20 protein-coding genes and 1 pseudogene are annotated in these 23,976 nt (G+C 62.0%); 9 read left to right on the top strand and 12 right to left on the bottom strand.

Annotation, left to right across the window (positions count from 1 at the left end):
• Positions 1-380 precede the first annotated feature (380 nt).
• The 4 genes from PQR54_RS37745 to PQR54_RS37730 all read right to left on the bottom strand — a co-directional run bounded on the left by PQR54_RS37745 (position 381) and on the right by PQR54_RS37730 (position 6,025).
• Complete coding sequence (locus tag PQR54_RS37745) at positions 381-689, bottom strand: hypothetical protein (RefSeq protein ID WP_408255026.1); 309 nt, start codon at positions 687-689, stop codon at positions 381-383.
• A gap of 57 nt (positions 690-746) precedes the next feature.
• Positions 747-2,513 (bottom strand): RecQ family ATP-dependent DNA helicase, encoded by a 1,767-nt coding sequence (locus PQR54_RS37740; protein ID WP_408255024.1) that lies wholly within the window; start codon positions 2,511-2,513, stop codon positions 747-749.
• 548 nt (positions 2,514-3,061) lie between these two features.
• A complete protein-coding gene (locus tag PQR54_RS37735) occupies positions 3,062-3,634 on the bottom strand; it encodes a hypothetical protein (protein WP_408255021.1) in 573 nt (190 codons plus the stop codon).
• A gap of 270 nt (positions 3,635-3,904) precedes the next feature.
• Positions 3,905-6,025 carry a TonB-dependent receptor gene (locus tag PQR54_RS37730; RefSeq protein ID WP_408255019.1) on the bottom strand — a complete coding sequence of 707 codons (2,121 nt, stop codon included), beginning with the start codon at positions 6,023-6,025 and terminating at the stop codon, positions 3,905-3,907.
• A gap of 352 nt (positions 6,026-6,377) precedes the next feature.
• On the opposite strand from PQR54_RS37730, the gene PQR54_RS37725 reads away from it, so the two are divergent.
• Both PQR54_RS37725 and PQR54_RS37720 read left to right on the top strand, forming a co-directional pair.
• On the top strand, positions 6,378-6,653 hold the full coding sequence (locus tag PQR54_RS37725) for a hypothetical protein (RefSeq protein WP_408255017.1): 276 nt from the start codon (positions 6,378-6,380) through the stop codon (positions 6,651-6,653).
• A 49-nt stretch (positions 6,654-6,702) separates the two neighbouring features.
• A pseudogene (locus tag PQR54_RS37720) lies at positions 6,703-6,780 on the top strand (LysR family transcriptional regulator); the annotation flags it as partial.
• A 22-nt stretch (positions 6,781-6,802) separates the two neighbouring features.
• Here the strand turns inward: PQR54_RS37720 and PQR54_RS37715 are convergent.
• Positions 6,803-7,723: a LysR family transcriptional regulator gene (locus tag PQR54_RS37715; RefSeq protein ID WP_408255036.1), complete on the bottom strand. Its 921-nt coding sequence runs from the start codon at positions 7,721-7,723 to the stop codon at positions 6,803-6,805.
• Between PQR54_RS37715 and PQR54_RS37710 the strand changes: the two genes are divergently transcribed.
• From PQR54_RS37710 to PQR54_RS37685, 6 genes are all read left to right on the top strand, one after another.
• A complete protein-coding gene (locus tag PQR54_RS37710) occupies positions 7,661-7,816 on the top strand; it encodes a hypothetical protein (RefSeq protein WP_408255038.1) in 156 nt (51 codons plus the stop codon). The two genes, PQR54_RS37715 and PQR54_RS37710, sit on opposite strands and share 63 nt — an antisense overlap.
• A 164-nt stretch (positions 7,817-7,980) precedes the next feature.
• Positions 7,981-9,342: an MFS transporter gene (locus PQR54_RS37705; RefSeq protein WP_408255015.1), complete on the top strand. Its 1,362-nt coding sequence runs from the start codon at positions 7,981-7,983 to the stop codon at positions 9,340-9,342.
• Positions 9,343-9,344: 2 nt separating this feature from the next.
• On the top strand, positions 9,345-10,145 hold the full coding sequence (locus tag PQR54_RS37700; RefSeq protein ID WP_408255013.1) for an SDR family NAD(P)-dependent oxidoreductase: 801 nt from the start codon (positions 9,345-9,347) through the stop codon (positions 10,143-10,145).
• Between the two features lie 101 nt (positions 10,146-10,246).
• Positions 10,247-12,013: a dihydroxy-acid dehydratase gene (ilvD, locus tag PQR54_RS37695; RefSeq protein ID WP_408255011.1), complete on the top strand. Its 1,767-nt coding sequence runs from the start codon at positions 10,247-10,249 to the stop codon at positions 12,011-12,013.
• Positions 12,010-12,903, top strand: coding sequence for an NAD(P)-dependent oxidoreductase (locus tag PQR54_RS37690; protein ID WP_408255009.1), 894 nt, complete (start codon positions 12,010-12,012; stop codon positions 12,901-12,903). Before ilvD ends, PQR54_RS37690 begins: the two co-directional genes overlap by 4 nt.
• 91 nt (positions 12,904-12,994) lie before the next feature.
• Positions 12,995-14,329, top strand: a complete 1,335-nt coding sequence (locus PQR54_RS37685; RefSeq protein WP_408255008.1) for an MFS transporter — start codon at positions 12,995-12,997, stop codon at positions 14,327-14,329.
• 668 nt (positions 14,330-14,997) lie between these two features.
• On the opposite strand, the gene PQR54_RS37680 is transcribed toward PQR54_RS37685, so the two are convergent.
• Positions 14,998-15,408, bottom strand: a complete 411-nt coding sequence (locus tag PQR54_RS37680) for a thiamine pyrophosphate-dependent enzyme (RefSeq protein WP_408255006.1) — start codon at positions 15,406-15,408, stop codon at positions 14,998-15,000.
• On the opposite strand from PQR54_RS37680, the gene PQR54_RS37675 reads away from it, so the two are divergent.
• Positions 15,407-15,745, top strand: a complete 339-nt coding sequence (locus PQR54_RS37675) for an FCD domain-containing protein (RefSeq protein WP_408255003.1) — start codon at positions 15,407-15,409, stop codon at positions 15,743-15,745. The two genes, PQR54_RS37680 and PQR54_RS37675, sit on opposite strands and share 2 nt — an antisense overlap.
• Positions 15,746-16,419: 674 nt before the next feature.
• Here the strand turns inward: PQR54_RS37675 and PQR54_RS37670 are convergent.
• The 6 genes from PQR54_RS37670 to pdxR all read right to left on the bottom strand — a co-directional run bounded on the left by PQR54_RS37670 (position 16,420) and on the right by pdxR (position 23,903).
• Positions 16,420-17,511, bottom strand: coding sequence for a porin (locus PQR54_RS37670; RefSeq protein ID WP_408255034.1), 1,092 nt, complete (start codon positions 17,509-17,511; stop codon positions 16,420-16,422).
• A gap of 267 nt (positions 17,512-17,778) precedes the next feature.
• A complete protein-coding gene (locus tag PQR54_RS37665; RefSeq protein ID WP_408255001.1) occupies positions 17,779-19,146 on the bottom strand; it encodes a metal ABC transporter permease in 1,368 nt (455 codons plus the stop codon).
• A 7-nt stretch (positions 19,147-19,153) separates the two neighbouring features.
• A complete protein-coding gene (locus PQR54_RS37660) occupies positions 19,154-20,101 on the bottom strand; it encodes a metal ABC transporter substrate-binding protein (protein ID WP_408254999.1) in 948 nt (315 codons plus the stop codon).
• A 2-nt stretch (positions 20,102-20,103) separates the two neighbouring features.
• Positions 20,104-21,399: an acetamidase/formamidase family protein gene (locus PQR54_RS37655; RefSeq protein ID WP_408254998.1), complete on the bottom strand. Its 1,296-nt coding sequence runs from the start codon at positions 21,397-21,399 to the stop codon at positions 20,104-20,106.
• Positions 21,400-21,538: 139 nt separating this feature from the next.
• Positions 21,539-21,979, bottom strand: a complete 441-nt coding sequence (locus PQR54_RS37650) for a cupin domain-containing protein (RefSeq protein ID WP_408254996.1) — start codon at positions 21,977-21,979, stop codon at positions 21,539-21,541.
• Between the two features lie 406 nt (positions 21,980-22,385).
• Positions 22,386-23,903, bottom strand: coding sequence for a MocR-like pyridoxine biosynthesis transcription factor PdxR (pdxR, locus tag PQR54_RS37645; RefSeq protein WP_408254994.1), 1,518 nt, complete (start codon positions 23,901-23,903; stop codon positions 22,386-22,388).
• Positions 23,904-23,976 lie beyond the last annotated feature (73 nt).

Genomic DNA, 23,976 nt, shown 5'->3' with positions numbered 1-23,976 from the left:
CACGAACAGCATGTCTTTAATGGGCGCGGAATAACTCATCGCGGGTCTCCTCTCACTATGTTTGAGCAAAACGGGCGCACTGCACGATGGATCGACTCCTGCGCTGACGCCTCAGATGTCGCATCCTAGCGCTCTAAATGGCTTTGCCCAATATCCAAACCCGCCCATCGATTGACAAAATCTGCCACTTTCGAATCGACTTCGGCTTGTAATCGAAAGGAAACAGCTTGCCCTTGGTGCCCCGAGTGAATGACAAGTCCACCTGATCGTCGTTGACGGAGATCGGGGTTGCACGCCTCAGTGCGTATCACTGGCTGGGTTTGGTGATCTGGCTTCCTGCCCGTCCACGCCGCGTGCCTCCGCACGCGCTACGGTGTCGTCTACCGTACGTCAGTATTGGCCGGCGCTGCCGAGGGCCGTTTGTGGAGATCAGCCCTCATGCTGAACACCGGTTCCCTAATCCAGTTCGCAAAGTCTTCGTGCCAGTGGTTCCATTCGTATTCACCTAATTCGAATTCATCGTCGATCTGCTCGGTTCCGTTGTCATCCGAAATGAATGCATAGACGACTCTGGAGCCATCCCAGAAGGCAATCGCATAGTCTGTCAAATCGGCGCTCGTGCCATACGGAATGCGACGAAGCATCGCCGCCAACTGTGTCTTGAACTGTTCCAGGGTAAGGGGCTTCATCGAATACTCCGTTAAAAAGCTTGTGATGGGTTTGACGTAGCGTGGCTCCGTGTCGCCCTATGCCAGGCTACGGCGCGCTGCTCGCACATAGTTCGACATGAAGGTGCGCGTGCGGCCGTCCGGAAACTGCACCGCGACCTGCTCGCCGCTCGCCAGCGCAACTTCACCAACCCCGTAGCGTGGCACGCGAACCGGATCGCCGGGCGCCCATCGATGCGGTTCGGGGCATTCAGTGGCGCGCGGTTTTATGGGCGACGATGTGTCGGGAATCAAAGTGTCGGTGTCGAACCGCACGTCGATTTGCGGCGGGTTCACGCAGTTGTCGCACACGCCGCAGCGCTCCATTTGCGGCGTGTCGCCGTAATAATCGAGAATCGCACGCCAGCGACATTGGCCGGTCTGCGCGTAGTCGATCATCTTCTGCAAGGTGTCCTTGTCGTGTGCGCTCATTTGCTCGAATCGCGCGGCGGCTTTTGCCACGAGTTCGCGTGGCGTTTCGGCGGATTGCTCCACTGCCGGCTGCGTGAGTAGCCGGTAGCGGTGCTGCCGGTCACGTCCTGCAATACGCGCGTCCACCAGCATGTTCAATGCAACTTCCAGCTTGGCGCTGCCGACATCGGCCAACACCTGCTTGAGTGCCGTGAGCGTTGCGCCCTTCGCGTTCTGTTTGCAACACGCCGCCAGCGCGTCGTACACGCGCTGTGCGAGTTCGGCGCTCGGATAACGCCCGGCGAGAAAAAACTGCTGAATGCGCCGGTCGCCGAGATCGAACAGCAGCACACAGTCGGCCGGTTCGCCGTCCCGGCCCGCGCGGCCCGTTTCCTGGTAATACGCGTCGAGGCTGCCGGGCATTTGATAGTGGATCACGAAGCGGATATCCGCTTTGTCGATGCCCATACCGAATGCGTTGGTGGCAACCATCAAGCGCGTCGCCCCAGACATGAACTGCTCCTGCGCTTCGTCGCGCACGTTCGTGGCCAGCCGGCCGTGATAACGCGAGACCGATTCGCCCGCCTCGACGAGCCAGCCGTAAATGCGCTCGACATCGGCCACCGTCGCGGCGTAGATAATGCCGGTGCCCGCAAGGGAGCGGGTCAGTTCGCGCAGTTGTTCGCGTTTTGCCTCCATCGCGCGAGTGCCGCCGTCTTTGCCGCCCGCCGTGCTGACCTGCACGACCCGGTAGCGCAGATTCTCACGCAGCGTACCGGTCCGTACGATTCGTGGCTCGCGCAAGCCCAACGAGCGCACGATGTCGTCCAGCACCTCGGCAGTAGCCGTTGCGGTCAGTGCAAGCACCGGCGGACGGCCAATGGCTTTGACCGCGCTTGCAATCTCGAGGAAGGCCGGGCGGAAGTCGTGGCCCCAATGCGAAACGCAATGTGCTTCGTCGACCACCACGAGTCCAATGCGGCGCTCGGCATGGGATCGCAGGATATCGATAAAAGCCGGCTGCGTAAGGCGCTCCGGCGTAACAAATACGATGCCACCCTCTCCGCCGGCGATCCGTTCCAGCGCTTCGCGCTCCGCCCGCCGGCGCAACGTGCTATTTACAACCGTGCAATCGATGCCGGCCGCAGCAAGTTTGTCCGCCTGATCCTTCATGAGCGCGATGAGCGGCGATACGACCAGGGTCATGCCGTCCAGATGCAGCGCGGGCAGCTGATAGCACAGCGATTTGCCGGCGCCGGTCGGCATCGTGGCGAGCGTGTCGCGCCGTTCGAGCACGCTGCGGATGATCTCTTCCTGACCGGCGCGTAACCGGGAGATGCCGAACATTTCGCGCATGGTTCTACGCATGCTTCTAATACGCTGGTCGAGAGTCATGACCGGTTTCGACGGCAAGAGAGCGGGAATGTAGTGCGGACGGTCACTCGCTGCCTCCCGTCTGCGCGGCCGGGTTTTGCGCCGTCTGGCAACCGCACGCGGCTGCTACGCCTGTCATTTTTTTCATGTTGCCTCTTCGAAACGAGGTCGAGCGAGGTGCGTCGGCGACGCAACATCGACCTCTTTTTCGAGTACCACGCAACCGCCGTGCCTCCCCGTCCGGAAGCGAGGCACGGTTCGATGGAAGAGCGCTGGAACATGGGATGCCGTCGGCGCAGAGCTGGCCGTCGGTGTCTCCCGGCAGCGGTCCTGGCCTGTGCGACTGTCAATTCTTGTGGGTTATCCTGACCTGTGCCGCTTCGCGTATCGATATGCGCCGTCTACCCGGACAGTCAGTCGCGACGGCGCAGCCGCAACATGTCCAGCGCCGACAAGGCTTCGACGTCGCTGGTGGTCACGCGCCGCAGATCGCGTGGGTACGTTTCATCTGCGTCTCATTGCACACGCTCGTGGCCAGCCGGACGTGAAAGCGCGAGACCGCGCTCGCTTCACGCCGCTCTCGTTGCCGGGCAACGTGCCTTGGTCGGATCAAAGTCAGCCCATGCGCCCCGTTGCCATAATCCCGAAGCGCGTTCTATGTCCATCGCTTCACACTCTTCCAGCGTTGCAATTATGGTATCCACGTTCGTCTGTTCGGCGTGGATCGCTATTAGCACACCTGACTGGCGGGCATTTTCAAAGTTCTCTAATGATGTTCGCGACTTCTTCCGCGAGGCTCTCGTGTGGGACATGGCTCCCGACAACGAGCCCAGATAACCACCGACCGCTGCCGCGATTGCGATAGTGATCCAGGGCGCGTTGAGCCCGATGCGCATGCCAACGCCGACACACGCGCCGACCAGCACTCCGAGCACAACGCCTTTGCCTGCTCCTTTTGGAGCCTCTTTTGACCCCTCATCGTTCAGCTCATCTCCGCCGATAGGTGTTCGCGCGTGCTGCCCGTGATCTGTTACATAGACAATCGAAATATCTTCTTCTGTCACGCCCTTGGCCTGCAGTTTGACCGATGCGTGTTCCGCTTTTTCGAATGTATTGAACCTGCCTGCGATGATGAGGGACATAGATCTTCCTGGATTGGGTGGGGCGGACAGCAGTTGAACTGGTGTCAACCGGCAATCTACGTGTCGCATGATCCAGGCCCGGGCACACCCAAAGTCCAATCGGATGCCAATCCGTTGTGGGCACGGCCGCTCGCGGCTGCGTGCATTCAGCACGGCCGTCGCGGCGTTTCTTTCACTGTCGCTCTTATGGCGGGCTCCTCCGTGAGGTGTCGGTGACGCGCACGCGGAACCGGCCCGTCTCCCGCAACGAGAGCCGGGCCGCGACCCCGATCAGAAATCGATCTGCGCGGACAGCAGCACGGTGCGCGGCGCGGCGTTCGTCACGTACGTGCCCTGTTGCATCCAGTAGCGGCTGCCGAACAGGTTCTCGATGTTCGCGCGGAACACCACGTCTTTGGTGGCGACACGCGTGCTGTAGCGCAGACCCACGTCATAACGCGTCCACGCCGGCAAGCGCAGTGCGTTGCTCGAATCGTAGTACTGCGCGCCGGTGTGAATGATCCGGCCGTTCACGCTCAATCCTTGCAGCCAGGGCAGATCGTAGTCCGCGCCCAGGTTGAAGGCGAACTTCGGCACGCCGCCCGGCGCATTGCCGTCCTGCGTGCCGCCCGCCGTGCCCGACACCTTCGGATCGTAGAACGTTGCGCTCGCCATCAGACGCAGACTGCGGAACACTTCACCATAAGCAGCCAGTTCCAGTCCGCGGATACGTGTCTTGCCGTTGTAGCCGTAAAGGTTCGTCACCGGATCGGTCACGGCATTCGGCTGCGCGATCTGGAACACCGAAACCGACGTCAGCACGCGCCCCCAGTCCGCCTTCACGCCCGCTTCGTACTGATTCGACTTGTACGGTGCGAACGCCTGACCCGCGTTCGCGGTGCCGGCCGGTGCCGTGCCGCCGTTCGACAGACCCGAGGTGAAATTGCCGTACACCGAAATATTCGACAGCGGCTTCACGACGATGCCCGCGAGCGGCGTGATCGCCTGCTGGTCGATCGAGCTTTGCTGCGCGCCGGAGGTCGGATCGTAGTTGTCCTGGCCGATCGTCTGGCGACGCAGGCCGCCGGTAATCAGCAGACGGTCGTTGAAGAACGACATCGTGTCGATGATCTGCTGGCTGTTCAGGCGCGTCTGGCTGCTGCGCTGCATGTCGCCGCGCGGCGTATCGACGGGTGCGAGCGGCGTCGGCGCATACAGGTTCGACGCGACGGCCGTGGAGCCCAGCGCGTAGAAGTAGCCGATTTCCTGATTCAGGCTCGTCACGCCGGTAACCAGCGTGTGCTTCACGCCGAAGGTGTCGAAGTGAAAGCGCAGACCCGCGTCGACGGTCTTGGTACGCGTGTACTGGTCGTAGTAGCCGTTGTACACGTTGAACGCGCCCGCCGAGGTCATATCGCTCGCGTACGGGAAGTTCTGCGCCGAGGTGCCGTAGTGCTCGCCCGCCGCACCATACACCGTCACGTACTGGTTGATGTCGTATTCGGCGCGTGTCATGACGGCCGAATCGCGCAGCTTCAGCTTCGAGCCAGGATAGAGATTGCTGTAGCCCGACGGCGCGGCCGGTACGGAAGTCGCGCTGCCTAAGCCGATCTGCGAGCGGAATTCGTCCGTGTTCTCGGAGACGTTATACGCGTCGAACGACCAGCGCAGTTTCTTGCCGCGGTAGTCGAGGCCGATCGCGCTGTCGCCCTGCAACTGATTGCCGTGCGCGATGCTGGTCTGGCCGTCCTTGATCTGGCCGTTGAAGCGGATACCCCACTGGCCTTCGTCGCCGAAACGGCGGCCGACATCGGCCTCCACGCCGAACTGTCCTCGCGATTGATACAAGGCCGTGACACGCGTGAGCGGCGTGTCGTCGGCGCGCTTGGTGACGATGTTGATCGCGCCGCCCACGCTGCCGCCGGGTCCCATTCCGTACATCAGCGAGCCCGGACCTTGCAGCACTTCCACGCGTTCGAGCAGGTTCACCGGCACGCGCGCCGCCGACACCATGCCGTACAGGCCGTTGAGCGCGACGTCGGTGGGCTGCACGTCGAAACCTCGAATCTGGAACACATCGCCGAAGCCGCCGCTGCTCTGCTCCGTGCGTACCGAGGCGTTGTTCACCACGAGGTCGCCGATGGTGCGCGCCTGGGTGTCCTCGATCATCTGCTCCGTGTAGTTGGTCGTGCTGAAAGGCTGGTTCATCACGTTCGACGTCCCGAGCACACCGATGCTGCCACCGCGCGCGACCTGTCCGCCCGCGTAAGCGGCCGGCAAGTCACCGGCTTGCGCCGTGCCGCTGACCATGACCGCCGGGAGCGCAGTCGCTTGCGCCGCGGTATCGGCCGTCGCCGGGGCGCTTTGTGCGTATGCGCTCGCCTGCATGGCGGCCGCGGCGACCAGTGCCACGAAAAGGCGTTCGGCTGCGCACGACATCGCGGTGCGCCGGCTGGCTCGTTGTTGTGTGTTCTGTTGCGACATCAGACTCTGACTTCCCCGGTTGAAATATGTGATGACCCAAATCGCGAATGCGAATCATTTGCAATTGTATGGCGAGTAATTAAGCGAACGCCACAAAATTCGTTTCTGTTAATCGGGAATCGTTGTAGCGATGCGACGCCAGAACGTGCGCAATCACGCAGCCATGCGCGCACGTGGAAACGCCGTCGCCTGGCGAGGTCAGCCTCTACGATTGGATCGGCCGTGGGGGAACCCGGACGAGTTGCAGCCGCCGCCCTTGATTGACGGAGGACCGAGTCAGATGCGGTTGAGACTTCTGTCCGTCTATGCGGCCACCCTTGTTTATACCGAAGGCCCGCAGCCCTCTGTCGAGGCAGCATGGCAGGAAGTTCTGGCGCTTGCCGAATCGGCCAATGATCATGGACTGCAGCTGCGTGCTATCTGGGGTGAACCGGCGAAGTCGCGCGCTGTGTGGCGAAATTCGGCCGGCCGTCGGGGCGTGTCGCCAAGGCGGCACTGGCGCAGCGGGCCGATGATGATGATCTGGATCGCTGCCTCAGCGGCTGTCGACAATTAAGGCTTCGACGGCATCGTCGTGACTGACAGGTAGTCGTGGAGATTTCTGCACCGTCAGCCGCAAGGTGACGGCGCTCGAGGAACGCCTTGGCGTGACGCTCCTGCGACGCACAACCCGAGGGCTATCACATCACCAGCAATGGCCCGAACTCACTCTAGCCGCACCGTTCCGCCCCGCTCATCATTCATCAACTCCCCAGCCACCTCTCTCAGGCACGCACTGAATAACTTCGCTGCGGGCAAGCTCGAATCGTCCCGCCAGTAAGCCACGATTTCACCCAGCGGCTCCAGCGGCGGCAACGGGAGCACCCGCATGCTGCCGCGCATTGCGTGAGGTTTCGCTATGGACATCGGCAAGATCGAAACAAAATCGCCGCTGCGTATCAAGGCAATATTCAACGCCAACGCGCTCGATTCGACCGCGCCGTTGCCCACTGCAATATTGTTCCCGGCAAGCGTCTCGATCAGAGTTGCATACGCCGGTGACCCGTGCATCGGGGTGATCCAGCGAGCCGCGCCTAAATCAGCCCACGTCACCTGGCGCCCGAGATCTCCTAACGGGTGATGCGCGCCGACCACGAATACAAACGGCTCGCGATGGACCACCTCCTGTCGCAAGGTCTTTTGCGTGGTCGCAATCCGGTTGCGGCCAAGAGCGATGTCGAGGTCGCCGTCGTCCAGCATCTTGATCAACCGGTCGAGCGTGGCTTCCGCGAACGAAAGCGACGCCGACGGCGCGCGCCGCATGAACAGTTGCACTGAGTTAGTGACCAGCGGCTCGGGGATCGTCACCACCGCGCCGACCCGGACATGGCCGCCGGTGCCGGACGCAAGCGCGCTGACATCTCGGCGCGCGAGTTCGATATGGCGCAAGACTTCGCGCCCGCACGCCACGATCACCTGGCCGATCCCGGTCAACTCCAGCGCATTACCGACTCGGTTCACCACCTGCACGCCGAGCGCCTCCTCGATTTCCCCGATCTGCTTCGAGATGGCCGGCTGGGTCACATGAAACGCCGCCGCGACGCGCGTGACCTGACCAAGCTCCGCAAGGCTTACGAGGATGCGCAGATGCGGCAGCTTGAGCCCGCTGCGAAAGAAACGTTCGATCGGATCGCTGTTTTGCATGACAAGGGTTTTCCCCGAAAATACGGTTTGGCATAACTATATGGTTATAACTGTCTCCGAAATCGTGATTTGCGGCAATACCTGCAACACGACTACCCTTTCGACACTGCCGCCAGAAGGCAACGGTCCCGTCGATCTAAAACGAGGACCCCACACAAATGATGAGACCGCGTGCCGAGCACGCGCACTGGAGACAGACCATGAGCGTCCCTTCCTTCGGACCCGAGCCGGGCCTTCCATCGGCCGATCCTCACAACGCCCTGCTCTACGCGAAACTGACGCGGCGGATCGTGCCGTTTTTGTTTCTCGCATTCGTGGTTGCGTACATCGACCGCGTGAACGTTAGCTTCGCCAAGCTGCAAATGCTGAGCGACCTTTCGCTGAGCGAAACGGTGTACGGCGCGGGAGCGGGCATTTTCTTCGTCGGCTATTTCTTCTTCGAGGTGCCGAGCAACCTGATCCTCAATCGCGTCGGCGCGCGCCGCTGGATTGCGCGAATCATGGTCACGTGGGCACTCGTGTCGGGCCTGACGATGTTCGTCAACGGTCCGACATCGTTCTACGTCATGCGCTTTCTGCTCGGCGTCGCCGAAGCGGGATTTTTTCCGGGCATTTTGCTGTACCTGTCCAACTGGTTTCCTTCGACACGGCGTTCGCAGATCATCGCGCTGTTCATGACCGCGATTCCGGTGTCCGGCGCGATCGGCGGTCCGTTGTCGGGCTGGCTGATGGCGCATTTCGCGGGCACCTACGGTCTTGCCGGATGGCGCTGGCTGTTTCTGGTCGAGGGGATCGGCTCGCTGGCGGTCGGCATTGCGGCGTTCTTCGTATTGCACGACCGGATCGATAACGTGCGCTGGCTGAACGCCGACGAAAAATCGCGCCTTGCCGCCGACCTCGCCCGCGACGCCATCACGCGCACCGAAACCTCGGCGCGCGGCGCTTTTGCCAGCAAGCGCGTGTGGCTGCTCGGGCTGCTGTACTTCTGCATCGCAATGGGCAACTACGGCCTCGCGTTCTGGGTGCCGACCATCATCAAGGCAAGCGGCGTTGCCAGCCTGGGCAACATCGGCTGGCTGTCGGCGGTGCCCTCGCTGATCAGCGTGGTCGCGATGGTGCTGATCGCGCGCCACGCTGACCGCCACGACGAACGCCGCGTGCATGTCGCGGTCTGCTGCGCGATCGGCGCGCTCGGTTTGCTTGCTTCAGTGCTGTTTGCGTCGAACGTCGCGGTGTCGATCGCCGCACTGGTCGTCGCGGCTATCGGCATCAATTCGATCGCGCCGGTGTTCTGGGGAATTCCGACCGCCCTGCTCGGCGGTGCCGGCGCGGCGGCAGGGATCGCCGTGATCAATTGCACCGGCAACCTGGCCGGCTTCGTGAGTCCGTTCATCGTCGGGCGTCTGTCCGATCTGAGCGGCGGCAAGCTGTTGCCGGGAATGCTCGCTATCGCCGTGGCGTTGTTGATCGGCGCGGCGATCGTGCTGCGCATGCCACTCAAGCGCGCTGCTTCCGCTGCTTCGGCGAGCGCGCCTAATTCCAGCATTCCACAGAGGACTTGAATATGACGCAATCGAGCAGCCCCGTCTGCGTGGTGACGGGATCGGCTTCGGGTATCGGCGCGGCGACCGCGCTGCGCTTCGCGCAAGCGGGCTGGTCGGTGGCCATAGGCAACTTCGACGACAGCACGCGCGAAGCAGCGCTGGCCGTCGAAGCGGCCTGCCGCGACGCCGGCGCGTCTACGCTGATATTCGACGCGGATGTCGGCGACGATGCGCACTGCCGCCGCGCGATGGATACCGTGGCGAGCCGCTGGCAACGTGTCGACGCGCTGATCAATTGCGCCGGCACGACCCGCGTGATTGCGCACAACGCGTTCGACGAGATCGACGCTGTCGAGTTCGAGCGCGTGTACCGCGTGAACCTGATCGGGCTGTATCAGATGACCCGCGCGGCCGTGCCGTTGCTGCGCGAATCGGCCGGTCTATCGACGGTGAAACGCAGTACCAGCGTGGTCAACATTTCGTCGCTGGCGGGTCTGAACGGCACCGGGTCGTCGATCGCGTATGCGGCGTCGAAAGGCGCGGTGAATACGCTGACGCTGTCGCTTGCGCGCAGTCTCGCGCCGCATGTCCGCGTCAACGCGATCGCGCCCGGCATGGTCGACGACGGGCTGTTGCTGCGCGTGCTCGACCCGCAAGCCTATGACGGCGTGCTAGCCAGAATGACCGAACAGGCGCCGCTCAAACGGGTGTCGATGCCCGCCGAAATCGCGGACCTGGCCTGGTTTCTCGCGACGCAGGCGCCCGCCATGACCGGCCAGGTGATCGCCGCGGAAAACGGCTTGCTGCTGAACGGCGGTTGAGTGAAGTCGAGCGGCAACGGACGGCAGTTGGCGGCGCGCGCAGTTGAACGAACCATCGGCTGAGCACTGCACGAGTTTCAATAGAAAACGGACTTTTCCACATGACCAATCTGCACAAACATCGCTCGCGCAGGGTGACCGACGGCGTCACGCGGGCGCCGCATCGCGCGTTCCTGCGCGCGACCGGTCTCGACGACGAATCCATGCAAAAGCCGTTCGTCGCGATCGTCGATACGTTCGGCGAGAACACCCCGTGTTCGATGTCGCTGAACCAGGTCTCCGACAACGTGCGCCTCGGCATTGCAGCGGGCGGTGGCGTGCCGATCCGCGGCTCGGCGATCTCGGTGTCGGACGGCACGTCGATGAATCACTCCGGCATGAGGATGAGCCTCGTGTCGCGCGAAGTGGTTGCGGACAGCGTCGAGCTTTTCGTGCGTGCGCATAACTACGACGCACTGATCGGCGTCGCCGGTTGCGACAAGACCTTGCCCGGCATCCTGATGGGCATGGTGCGCGTCAACGTGCCCGGCGTGTTCCTGTTCGGCGGCGCAATGCTGCCCGGCGTCGCACCCGGCCAGTTGCCCGGCGGCGCCGGCACCGGCCTGCAACGCCAGTCGACGATTCTCACCACAATCGAAGCGGTCGGCACCACGCAGCGCGGCGACATGAGCCGTGCGCAACTCGACGCCATCGAAAAACAATGCACGCCGACGGCCGGATCGTGTCCCGGCCAGTTCACCGCGAATACGATGGCGATGGTCGCGGAAACGCTTGGCCTCGCGCCGCTGGGCTCCGCGATGGTACCCGCCGTCTACAGCGAACGGATTGCGATTGCGCGCCGCGCCGGGGAGACAGTCATGCGTATCCTGACGCAAGGCGGCCCCTTGCCGCGCGATCTCGTCACCATGGAAAGTCTGGAGAACGCCTGCGCGGCGGTGGCGGCAACCGGCGGTTCGACCAATGCCGCGCTGCACATTCCGGCCATCGCGAACGAGGCCGGCATCCGCTTCACGCTGGACGACGTGCAACGCGTGTTCGCGAAGATTCCGCTGATCGGCGATCTGCAACCAGGCGGCCGCTATCTCGCGCAGGATCTGCATCACGCGGGCGGCGTGCCAGCCGTGTTGAACGCGTTGCTGGCAGGCGGCTTCCTGCATGGCGACGTGCCCGCGCTCGGCGGCGGCACGCTCGCCGAAGCATTGAGCGCGTTCAGCGGACCGGACGGCAATGTCGTGCGTCCGTGCGACGACCCGCTCGGCGAAAACGGCGGACTCGTGATCCTGCGTGGCAACCTCGCGCCGGACGGCGCATGTCTGAAAATCGCCGGGCTCAAATCGCTTTCGTTCACGGGCGCGGTGCGTGTATTCGAATGCGAAGAAGACTGCATGGCGGTTGTCGCGGCGCGCGACTACCGCGAAGGCGACGTGCTCGTGATCCGTAACGAAGGGCCGAAAGGCGGTCCCGGTATGCGCGAAATGCTGAGCGTGACGGCAGCGATCTACGGTCAGGGCATGGGCGAGAAAGTGGCGTTGTTGACCGACGGTCGGTTTTCGGGCGCGACACGTGGCATGTGCATCGGCTATGTCGGCCCGGAAGCGGCGGCGGGTGGCCCGATCGGCCTGTTGCGCAATGGCGACCGTGTGCATATCGACGCGCGCGCAGGCATTCTACGCGTCGACCTGTCCGACGACGAACTCGCCCGCCGCCGCGCCGACGCGCCCGCGCGCGCGCCGCGCCGGCTCGCGGGGGTGCTCGAAAAATACGAAGCGTTGGTGCGGCCCGCCCATCTCGGCGCGGTGACGCATTCGGGCAACGTCGAATGGCCATACGACGAGCCCACACCCGGCGACGACGGAGCCGCCGCATGACCAGTGCCCGCCTCGGTTTTTGCGGGCTCGGCAAGATGGGCTGGCCGATGGCGCAGCGTCTCGCCGACGCGGGTCATGCGCTGCGAGTGTGGAATCGTTCGAACGAAAAGGCTGCGGCATTGCAGGCGTCGGCGACGAATTGCGTGGCATGCGAGTCGCCGGCTCAGGTCGCGGCGGGCGCCGACATCGTGATGCTATGTCTCGCGGACGCGGCGGCGGTCGAGGCAGTGGCGTTCGGCGTCGACGGACTCGCGAGCCGCGCGCATCGCGGCGCCACGCTGGTCGATCATTCGACGCTCGCGCCGTCGCAGACCCGCGCCTTCGCACGGCGCTGGCACGAACAGACCGGCGGCGAATGGATCGACGCGCCGGTGTCGGGCGGCACGTCCGGCGCTGCGGCAGGCACGCTGGCGATCATGGCGGGCGGCGACGCCGCGCTGATCGAGACGTTGACGCCGATCCTTCGTGGTTTCGCCGCGCGCGTCACGCGCATGGGCGGCAGCGGCGCGGGGCAAGCCACGAAGCTGGCGAATCAGACCATCGTGATGACGACCATCGCGGCGCTCGCCGAAGCGACCCGGCTCGCCCGCCATGCCGGCATCGACACGGCGCGGATTCCCGCCGCGCTCGCCGGCGGCTGGGCCGATTCGGTCCTGCTGCAAACGTTGATGCCGCGCATGATCGCGCCACCTGTGCAGGCCTCCGGCACGATCCGCACGATGCTGAAAGACCTCGATGCCGTCGAGTCGCTGGCGCGCGAGAGCGATACGACGCTGCCGGTCGCAGCGTTGGTGCGGCGCTGGCTGACGCAGGCGGTCGAGCAAGGTCTCGGCGACGCCGATATTTCGCAGATCGCGACGGTCGAATTGCAAACGGCCGCGCCCGAATGACAGAGCGGGTTTCTGGTTTCTAGCGAACACCGGCCGTCGCTGCATGGCAGACGCGCCGGATCTATAGATAAGCCATGCATCTGGAGACACGATGCAGAACCTCGAAGCGGTCAACGTACGCAGTGCCTCGTTCAACCGCCTGACGGCGGGTCAGTGGCGGCTCATCATTCTCGCGAGTCTCGGCGGCGCGCTGGAGTTCTACGACTTCGTCGTCTATGGTGTGTTCGCGCAATTCATCGGCCGCGCGTTCTTTTCGATGCTCGATCCGATGATGGCGTTGCTGCTGTCTTTCGCGGTGTTCGCGATCGGCTATCTATCGCGGCCCGTCGGCGGCGCGGTGCTCAGCTGGTTCGGCGACCGCTTCGGGCGACGGCGCGTGTTCATTGTCTCGGTGATCATCGTGTCGCTGTCGACCATCGGCATGGGGCTCGTGCCGACCTACGCGAGCTGGGGCATCGCCGCAACCTTCACGATGATCCTGCTGCGGCTCGTGCAGGGATTCTGTCTTGGCGGCGAACTGCCCGGGTCGATTACCTACGTGGTCGAAACCGTACCGCGGCGCGCGGGCTTCGTCTGCGGGATCGTGTTCTTCTGCGTCAACTCTGGCGTGTTGCTCGCGGCGGCCGTCAACCTGGGCGTGCATGCCGTCCTGACGCCGGACGACGTCGCGGCTTACGGCTGGCGCTTCGCGTTCATCTTCGGTGGCGTGATCGGCCTGCTCGGTTTCTGGCTGCGCCGCAAGCTCGAAGAAACGCCGGAATTCGCGCATATGAAGCAGTTCGCCTCGAAGCACCCGTTTGCCGAACTGCTGCGCGAGCACTGGCGGCCCGTGCTGCTGGGCATTCTGACGACGTGCGCGACGGCCGGCTACAACGGCCTGCTGTTCGCGCACATGCCCGCGTATCTGGACAAGGTGCTGCACTACGATCCGCATCAGGTCGCCCTCGGGCAGAACGTGGCGCTGGCGACTGCGTCGATCGGCATTCTGATTGTCGGGCGAATCGGCGACAGCATGCCGCGCCGCCATCTGATGCGCGCAGGCGCTCTGCTGCTGATCATCCTGACGATGCCGTTCTATCACGCGGCAGTCAGTCACCAGATGGATCTGATCGCGCTGATGCTGCTCGGCGGATTGGGCGCGGCGCTCATCAACGGTACCTTTGCCTGCATCATCGCGGATATGTTTCCTACGCGTGTGCGCTTTAGCGGCGTCGCGCTCGCATTCAATCTGAGCTTCACCCTCTTTAGCGGCACTGCACCGTTGATCGGCACATGGCTGATCAGTCGCACAGGCGATCTCGCTGCGCCAGGTTATTTCATGGTCGCGTGTGCCTTGCTCACTTTCATCGCGACATTCGGGCTGAAGGCGCTGAGTGGAAAAATCGTGGCGCCGACCGCCCCGGCGACAGCGTTGAACGGCGGATGATCCATTGAGCGCGCCGGGTTCACCGGCGCTCGATCCCGGCAGGGCTTGGAGAAGCGACGATGCTAATTGCGGTCGAACCTCCCATCAGAAAGCATACAACTCGTGCCGAAATCGTGGTGAGCGAAACGTACGGACCGCTCGACAGAAAGATGCTGCGCAACCGCGCCCGAAGGCGTCCCAAGCATCAGCCGGTGCGCTCCATTCCATGTCAGGAGGCAATTGTGGACTCACTAACGACCCACTACCGCCGGTCGCGCTGTCACGAGTTCAAAGGCAGATAACGGAGCGGTCCGATCATCCACGCCGGTTTCTCAGAGACGGCAGTTCTTGAGGTTTGTTCGACGCCTGCCCATAGCCGCAGGCTCGTGGGCGCGCGACGGCGCGTGCGGGCAGGCGTTGAATAAACCTCAAGAGTTGCGGCCGTTCGTTATCACGTTGAGCATGCCGTTGATGGTCTGCTACCGCCTTCGAACCGGCCATTGCAAACTCTAGCGCTCGGGCAACTGCATTGAGCCGTATCGTCGACTGCAGGACGCCGCCGCCGGCAATATTGGCATTGCCCGAGCCACTTGGGGAAACGCGACCATGGCGTCGCCAGTCCCTGCAATAAAAGCCAGCAAACAGAAAGATTGCAACGGATATCCGCCGCTTCGGCGACACTGCATCTGCTAAATGCCACCGTCTCCGCACATGGCGATCACCTGACGGTCGGGACACGCCTTTTGTAGTCCCAATGCACTCGGGAGGGCTGTCGCCATGGTGCCATGTAGAAGGCTACCGAAGATCTGACGTTTGCCGTTGACCTCGAGCAGGCGAATTGCCCACACCACCGGCGTGCCATCGTCCGCGCAAAATAGTGCATCGTCGGCGGCGTATTGGTTGATCACCGACGCCAGATATGAGCCGGGGATGGTGTCGTTATGTCCGGGTACGAGATGCTTTTTTGCTGATGCCATGGTCTCGGCGTATCGCTTGACGTATTTCTCCTGGAACGAAGTGTCGTCCTTCTGCTCCAGGTGCGGCAGCAACGTGCAGCGTAGGTTGGATGTCGCCGATTGCACCCAGGGTGACACGGACATGAACAACCGGCTCCACAAACTGATCGTCGAAGGCTCCGGCAATGCAGCGTTAATGCGCGCAATCGAGATGAACAACCGCCTGCCTTTTGCCGCGGCGAGTGCGATGCTGCCCATGCAGTCGGCAATTGGAGAGGGACGCCAATGGCTCTTCATTGCGCATCAGCAGCACCACAGCCTCGTGCATGCAATGGAGCATGGTGAGGGCGCACGCGCCCAGGCACTCGCTACCGAGCATGTGCAGATTGCGCAGCGGAATCTGACGTATGCCCTCGAACGGCCGGAGGTTTATATGAAGCTCGCGCCGGCCTTGCAACTGGTCGCAGAGGCAGTCCTGTAGCGCTGTCCGGCGAAGTCAGTGAGGCACGTCGCTGCCAATTGACACTCACCGCGAGTGAGCCTGGACACCCGTCCGGGCTGATTTCGATGGTCCGTCACCAGGCTTGGCAAACGCGCCGACCGGCATCGCGCCCCCGGCGCGTTCTTCGACTGCTCGCACCCACCGACGACCACACATAATCGGGTCCTCGTTCGCCGGCCATATTCGCGGCCGGGGCCGAGCATTCCACAGGTATGCCCTTGCAGCGTCCCCAGCCGTTTTTTCCGATTTGAATAGATTCTCCACCCGACCTTTTGCACGCTCGAGGAACACGGCATGGTAAGTCGGCAGGCCGTTGCTGACCATCTGCAAGGAATCGAATACGCACTCATTGCGCTCGCTGACAACCCGCGGCCGGTCATGCACTCACTGATCGATTAGGGAGTGCCATCACGTGGAGAAACTCGATGAGACCGATAGACTTCTCCCATGCGAGGCGGTCGTTCAACATCGCTCTGCCTGACGCGCACTATCGGCGCTCGCGTACGACACGTTCATCGCGCCTGACCGCTGCTCCTGTCCGTCGGCGCCCGCGCCGCGATCTCTCGGAGTCGCGGTCGCGCAACGGCTGAGCCTCAGGGAGCAGCTACACTCGCCGCGCGCCAGCGTAGCGAAGCGAAGCGAAGCGAAGCGCCCTAGAATACCTGCTTGATACCGGCGGTCACACCAAACTGGTTACCGCCCGCAACGGGATTCCCACCCGGGGCACCTGCACTGACCGATATATTGAGTTGGCCACTGTTCTCGACATAGCCGGCGGTCAGGTAAACCGACGTGCGCTTGGAAAGCAGGTAGGTCGCCCGCACTGCCCCGAGCCACGCCTTGTCGTCACTATGGCGGTAGTCCAGGTAGTAGCCTTCGGCTGCCAGATTGACGTCCGGGCGAATGTCGTAGGACACGCCCAGGAAATACTGGTTGCTACGCGGGGTTGCGCTCGCGCCATTTCGTCGTGCGATGACACCGGCACCCACCTTGGTGCTGTCCGCAATAACGTAGCCGCTCAGCACGGCGCGGTCGTCTCTCAGGTTGCTACGCGTAAGACCACCGAAGGCGCCGGGACCACCGCTCAATGAGTCATACACGGCGCTCACGCCCCACCAGCTCGCCTCGTACATTATCATCGCCGACCATTCGCGGCATTCGCGTGTGTCCGCCGGCTTCTGGCCAGGGCAGTTCGTTGCCGACGGGCTCGGCACGGCAACTGCCGTCGCGTCACGGCCAAAGCTATACGTGGCGCCGACGGTCAGGCCTCCAAACTTACCCTTGTAGGAAAGAGAATTGTCAGCGCGAGCATTGGCGGGGTAGCTGTCCATCAAGCCGTACACATTGGGGCCAAGGATGTCCGTATTCAACATCGCCCACAGTAGCATCGTGTACTGTCTGCCAAAGCCGATTTGCCCCCACGTGTTGGACTGAAGACCAACCCACGCCTGACGGCCGAAGAGACGACCGCCCTGATTCAATGCACCCGTGCCCGGAGCGAAACCGGATTCCAGAACAAAGATGGTACTGAGCCCACCGCCCAGATCTTCCGTGCCACGAATACCCCAACGAGACGGCACCGTGCCGGATATGCTCAGCATGCGCGTGACCGTACTGCTTTGCGGCCCAACCTTGTTCAGGAACTCAACGCCCGCATCGACGATGCCGTACAGTGTCACGGACGATTGCGCCCATGCTGCCGGCGCCATCAGTGCCGCCACAGCACTTGCAGCGGCCATTCTCAGATGCAATTTCCTCATTTCGCTATGTCTCATGGTTGTTGAAATCAAAGGACCCCGCCTTGGGAAACCGTCTCACCGAGCCTCGCCAGCGGGTGGCGCCTGCACGACTGATTCGTGAAGGCGAGCGCGAGCACCAGGCGTATTTATCCGCCCGGGAAATTCCAGGTTCCGGTTAGCAGACTGCTAGGAGAATGTCGCTGCTACATCGGTCAGGAAGTCTGATCGTGATAGGCACGAAGCGACCGGCTGGCGACGATCAATTCGTCAAATTCACCGCTGCGAAGAACGATGCCGGAGCATGTGGGCTGCTCGCCGCCATCGTGACCGGCTAAAGAAGCGCGCACGCACTTTACTTGGCACCACGGCCATAAGGCCGAGAATCGCAGCCATAAGAACAGCTGGCCCGATATACCAGCGCTCGCGCTCACGCGCGCGCGCCGACAGCGACGTGGCCACGAAATCTTCGCCGCGCGCCATTTCATTGAAGGCTTGCTGAAACGCGCCCATGCGCCGTACTTCGTCATCTGAAAGCGGCTCGCTCTGCGAGCGTGACTGCCTTTCCAACGTCATGAGCTCCGTTGCCTGCGATTGGCGAAGACGGATTCCCTTCGCAGCCTCCTCATAAATTGCCCGCTCGCTGGGTGTCATGAACGTCTCGGGACCGATACCGCTAGCCCCCTCCAGCACATCAAGCAACGGCTGATCCGCGGCAGGCATCACCATGAGCCAGATCATTGCCGCTGACACGGTGGTCAGAATGGTTACCGATACACCTTGAATAAGGACGCGAAACCGCCTTTTGCGCTCATCCCCAGACACCGAAATAAACGCTCGCAGAACGATCGCGACCGCGAGCGTCCACGCAAATGCAAGGACCATCGCAGCGCCCGCAGGCAGATCGAGTTCAAACGATGCGGCGAGACCGACAACGCTGGCCGCCGCCCCGCCGAGCCAGCCGATTAGAAGCGCGCCGGTGAAGCGGCGCGTGAACAGCGACCCGACAATCGCCGGGATGATCAGGAAGCAGAAGACGAGAAGCACACCGGCCGTCGCCACGGAGCTCGTGACGACTGCGCCGAAAGAAAGATAGAACAGAAAGTCCCAGATCAATGCGCCGCGAGCCTGACCTGCCGCCGCCGCTTCCGTCGCCATTCGCAATGGGCCGCGGGCGAGCCAGTGAAAGACGCCGATCGCTCCATACAGGATCACGAACTTTGGTAGCTCGTCTATCGAAACGGTCAGAATGCTGCCCACCAGTATCTGTTTGACGTGCTCCGCTCCCTGCGGCGAACGGTCGACGACAAGAATAGTCGCTGCGGTGGCGACGACGTACAGGATGCCGATATACGCTTCAGTGTGAACGACCTTCGGCAAGCCTCGGCCGGCGGTGAGCAGCGCAGCTCCGATGGCGGAAAAAAGAAACGTGTAGACAAGACCGGAAGTACTCGTCGGCACGTGTCCGGCCGCGAATGCGATAGTCGCTCCGAGCGCGGACATCTGCGCCAGAGCAAGATCGACGAAAATGACGCCACGTCTCAAGACATGCAGGCCGAAATTGGCGTGGATGGCGACGAACAACACGCTCGCCGCAAACGGCGGCGCAAGTAGCGCGAGAAGGTCGTATGGTGAAATCGTCACTTTCAGCTCACCGTGCGGACGATGCGAGCGCACGCGTGAGCGTGCCGACGTTGTAATCCATCATGCTCAAGTAGTCCACCGCCTGAGCTACGCTGCCCACTGAAGGCGCCAGCGTGACGACGGGTACGCCCGTACGTGCCGAAAGCATTTCGGAATAGCGTCTCGGTTCGTATGCGGTCTGAAGGATGGCTCGCGCGCCGCGTTGGCGTGCCTGCGCCATCAGAACGGTTAAATGTGCGGCGCTTGGTGGGACCCCCTCCTTCGTTTCGATGAACCCGACCATGTCCAGTTGAAAACGGCGTGCGAAATAAGGCCAGCCATTGTGATACGCCAGAACGGCTGTGCCGCGATAGGGCGCCAACTGCTTCGACCACACCGCAAGCCGCTCATGCAGGTTTGCGAGAAAGCGGTTCCGGTTTGCCTCGACGGTGACGCGCGCGTCGGGCGCGAGCCGGATGATGCCTGTCGCTATGTTCGCGGTGATCGTTTCCGCATTGACGGGGTCGAGCCAGTAATGGGGATTAGCCATACCATGCCCGTGACCGTCGTCCGGAACGAGCGGGTTGAGGCCGCCCACTTCCAGCAGCGGTATCCCCGTCGAAGCATCGATCGAGCGCAAACCACCCTGCTGCAACTCGGGCCGTCGCAGCCGATCCGTGAGCCTGTCGATCCAGAAGTCGTAACCCAGACCAACGCGAACGATGAGGTCCGCGCGGGCCAGATTCGCGAAATCGCTCGCCCTTGGCTCGAATGCCTCGGGATCGGTTGTCGGTGGAATAATGGTTTTCACACGGACGAGGTCGCCTCCCACTGCGCTGACGAGGCTTGCAACGTCGCTCGTCGTAGCGACCACCGCTATCTGCGCTGCCGCGGACTGCACATGCATAAAAGAAACCAGCACCCCGATCCTGACGAAGACCGCTGCCAGACGCACCCGGGCGGCAAACTCGCGCATGCTTACTCTCCTGTCCAGTAGCTCTTTTTCATCAGACAGTGCACTTCGCGTTCGGCCGTGGCGGGCGAGCCGAGCCTGCAATCCATAGCAATGCTCGCGAGCGAATAAGCGTCAAGCCGTGACATATGCTTTTCAGTCGTCAGCTTGTCAATCATGGCCAACGATGCCACGTCCATTGCTTTGTTAAGATCCTTGTCGGCGGCGTAGGTGACGAGATAGTCCGAATTGGCTCTGATGGGTAGTACGGGGGCGGACACATTCGTTGCTTTGGGAACCATGCAGTATGTTCCCTTCAGAAGATTGACCACTTCTGAAATGCGGCAGTCCCACGTCGCCAGCATACGGGCTCGCGCTGCCTCGGGTGACAACCTCTCTTGCTCGGCGATAAGTTTGATCGTCTGCTGCTGCAGCAACTCGTATCCAACGTTGAGGTCGCGATCATAGCCAATAGCGATCCAATGCGTCGGCGTCTCGATTCTTGGCCAATCCAGCTTGACACCCTTCAGCACGGATACTTTGAGAGGCAGTTCCTTGAAAGCGGTTTCGAGAGCAGTCAGGTTGACTTCGCCATTGCCTTGCGCGGCATGCGAGTCCCCGGACCATAGCAGGCCGCCATCGACGAACACAGGAAGGTACAGCGTGGTGCCCGACACCATCTCGTTGATATCGAGATTGCCGCCAAAGGGCCCCGGCGGCACGGTGCCAAATCGGCCCGGCTCGGCGCGCGCAACGCTGACGATCCCAGGGAAAGGCCGCAATGGGACAAAGATGTCTGGCGCGAACTGGAACCGCTGCCTGGCCAGATCAAGGTAAAAGTATTTGAGTTGGCCTTGCGGGAACTGCTTCGGAAACGCACCCGCAAAGCCGGGATAATTGAAATTAAGGCCGTAAGACGTCGGTACGATGTGGCCGATTTCAATCTTCAAGGTATCGCCAGGTTTCGCTTCCTCCACATAGACTGGCCCCGTAAGCGAATGCACGCCGCGGCCGGGAGAGTCGATCTGCTCCTGCTTCGCACGAGCCGTCATCTGTTCGATCGTTACATCCGGCACGATCTGCGCGTGACCGTGAATCAGCGTCTCCATGACGACCGTATCGCCCGAGTGAATGCGCAGAACGGGAGCTTGCGCGTTGTCGTACCAACCGAACTGGGTGGTGGCAGGCGTTGCCTCCAACCGTATGACTTCTCCCTTGCCGGAATTCGACGCGAGCGCTTCGCCCGAAGTATTGCCAGCAAAAGCCAGCAGCGCGGCCGACGATATCGCCCATCGCACGGCACGTGTCCGGTAATCCATCATCTGTCTCCGTTATTGGCCTGTTTTCAGCCATATTTATTGCGGCGCATCTTTGACGCTCGCTATATTGTTCTTCGACAACAATTGCTCTACACATTGCCAATCGACAGTATCCGCAGACCGGCAATGTGTGTCTTGCAGATCAGTGATCGAAGGTGGTCAGCCTGGCGTCCTCATTAGCGATGAAAACCACGAGCATGCTCGCCGGTTCAGTCGTACTGGCGTTTTTGCTGATGACGTGATGTTGACCACGACGCTCGAAATGGCCTTCTCCAACGTTGTAGACCTTCGCTTTTTCCCCCTCCTCTCCCGAAAGAATCTTGCCCGAAAGCACGAAGGCGAAGACGTCGGCGTCATGGTGATGCGACTTCGAGGAACCACCAGGCGCGTAGTGCACGACCTGGGCGGTCAGAACCTTGCCCGGGGCCACCGAGAGCTTTTCCGCAAGGATGGCTTCGATCGCCCGTCCGCTGACCGGCGTGGCCGCAGATTGCGACCATGCCGGTGCCGCCGCGAAAACTATCGAGGCTACGACACAGAGAAGTCCGAATTGAGGTACCTTTTTGCAACGAAACGAGAACATGACGATTTTCTTTCCGATGAGACAAATGCGTTGTAGGGTATGAACTGTCGGAGTCGCTGCCGGATACTGCCCGAAAGCAGCTGCGATTCCGGCCACTAGAACGCGACTTACGCAAAGAGTAATTCACGCCTACCCATCAGGCATCGACCAAGAATCGTCAACAAGACCAGACCATCGGTCTCACGATTCGCGCTGGTCCGGTGACGGTGCATGACGAACGTCCGATTTCGATCCACCCGTCGACGCGTCACCGTGCCACATGAAACGATGCACTCAACGCCACCGTGCTGAAGAGCACAGAGAGCCATTGGCCTCCTGGCATTGAAGGCGCGCGAATTAAAGGCGCAAAAGAGGAAGCAGAGCCATGCTCACCGAAACGGGCGTCGACGAGTCCGCGTCATGGCGGCTAAATGTGGTTGGAGAGAGCGTCGGATGAAATATCGGCCTCCAGGGGCACCATTCGTGCGCCCCGGCTCAATCGGTGTTGCGGTGAGACCGGTATGGCGAGCAAGCTTTTTAAATGCCGCGCAGCATCTTTTGCCGCATCCGGGGCGATATTCGTGAACCCCAACAGCAGACCCGGGCCCGTCCTTGCCCGCAAACCCATCGGAGATAACGCGGTTATCGCCATTCCGTGCGCGCGAGCCAGATTTGCCAGAACAACGTCGTCGGAATTTGCGGGCAAGCGCAACAGCACGTGCATGCTTCCCGTGTCTTTCACTTTAAACGAGTTGCCGAGAACATCCGTTAGTGCGTCGACGAGTGCGTCCTTGCGTTCGGCGTACAGGCTCCGCATCCGCGCCAGATGGCGGCCGAAGTGGCCTTGGGTGATGAAATCACACACGACCATCTGATCGAGTAGTGACTGTTGTAAGGGCAGCAACGCGGACGTGCGTTCGAAGTCCGCGGCTAGCGAAGCCGGCACGGCCAGATAGCCCAAACGCAGGCCGGGAAACAGAACATTGCTGAACGAACCGACGTGCAGTACCCGCTCCCCGAAGTCGATGCGCTTGAGCGCTGATACGGGTCTATCCAGGCGACTGACTTCGCTGCCGTAATCATCCTCAATCACCCACGCCCCCGCTTCGGCCGCCCATGACATGAGTTGTGAGCGCCGCCGAATTGAGAGCGCGACCCCAAGCGGGAACTGCGCTGCCGGAGTGACCAGCGCGAGTCGAGCGGCTGGGGCAAGTGCAATTCCCGCCGGCACATTTATCCCTTCGTCATCTACCGGAACCGGAATCAAATGACCGCCGGCGAGTTCGAGTGTGTGACGCGCCGGCGAAAAGCTGGGGTCTTCGACCCAGACCTCGTCCCCCTTGCTTAGCAAGGTGCGCGCGATCAATGCCAATGCCCCGAGGAACCCCGCAGTGATAAAGATCTGATCCTCGCTGCATGGAATGCCGCGGCCGACCACCAGATGGCTCGCGATCGCCTGCCGCAGAGGGCCAAAGCCACCCGTTGCCTGGTACACCATCTTGGAGAGCGGAAGAGATCTTGCGTGGCGGCCAGCCAGCCTTGACCATAGCTTGCGCGGAAATGCATCGAGCGCCGGGAGGCCTATTTGAAACGGACGGGGAAGTTGAGCGGCTTCCGAGGCCAGGCCGGGCATCAATGGTTGCGGTGACCGTGTTGCGGGTGCCGGCGGCAGTCCAATTGGACGCAATTCCACACGCGTGCCCGCGGCGTGTTGACGGTTCAGATACCCTTCGCCGGCGAGGATGCTGTATGCAAGCTCGACGGTTGCGCGAGAAACCGAAAGTTGGGACGCCAAGCTACGGGACGAAGGAAGGCGCGCGCCCGGCGCTAGAGAGCCTGCAGAGATCGCACCTTTGATGCGCTCCGAGATTTGCTGGTGAAGCGGTGTCCCGATGCTCCGGTCCACACAGAGGTCTAGCTTCGGCTCGGCAATGTGTTTGATCATCGAGGGCTCATTCCAGGTGGGTTTCGCCTCATGGAAGACATTCCCCGGGGATCGCGGAGCCACATGCGGGCGG

It is taken from the genome of Paraburkholderia phytofirmans (assembly GCF_046028095.1).
In the GTDB taxonomy this organism is placed as follows: Bacteria; Pseudomonadota; Gammaproteobacteria; order Burkholderiales; family Burkholderiaceae; genus Paraburkholderia; species Paraburkholderia phytofirmans_A.
The sequence above is the reverse complement of the archived record's forward strand: the minus strand, read 5'-3'. Positions and strand labels throughout refer to the sequence as shown.